Here is a 486-nt window from a genome sequence, read left to right as displayed (position 1 = left end):
CGGGTGGTCGTGGCCCTGTCCGACCCCGGGCTGCGGAGCGCGCCGCTGGTGGAGCGGGTGCGCCGGGCCGAGCGGATGCCGGTCGAACCGGAGGAGCGGGCCGCCGAGGACGAGACGGTGCACCCGGCGGCCGGCCTGCGGGGAACCCGGCTGGTGCCCACCCTGGCCGTCGACCTGGTCGCGCTGACCACCTCGCTGCTCACGCGCGTGGCGCCGTGGGCGCCGCTGCCCCCGGAGGTGGCCGCCTTCGTCGGCGTCGTCGACCACCATCCCGACCTGCGGGAACGCCTCGCCCGGCGCACGCACAGCCACTCCCGTGCCGAGTCGCTGACCTCGATGACCGGTGCGCTGGCGCAGGGCCGGGCCGCCGGCGGGGAGGGGGTGCTGCTCGACGTCCTGCAGCGAGCGGGCCAGTGGCGGGAGGCCCGCGCCCTGGAACGGACGTGGACCGAGGTCGAGGACCACCTGGTCACCGGCCCGGAGGCG

General features: G+C 78.0%; 1 pseudogene. It reads left to right on the top strand.

The features are described from left to right. Positions 1–486: pseudogene (locus SACPADRAFT_RS32295) on the top strand (haloacid dehalogenase); the annotation flags it as partial.

It is taken from the genome of Saccharomonospora iraqiensis subsp. paurometabolica YIM 90007 (genome assembly GCF_000231035.2).
GTDB lineage: Bacteria > Actinomycetota > Actinomycetes > Mycobacteriales > Pseudonocardiaceae > Saccharomonospora > Saccharomonospora paurometabolica.
This window is presented reverse-complemented; position numbering and strand designations above follow the sequence as displayed.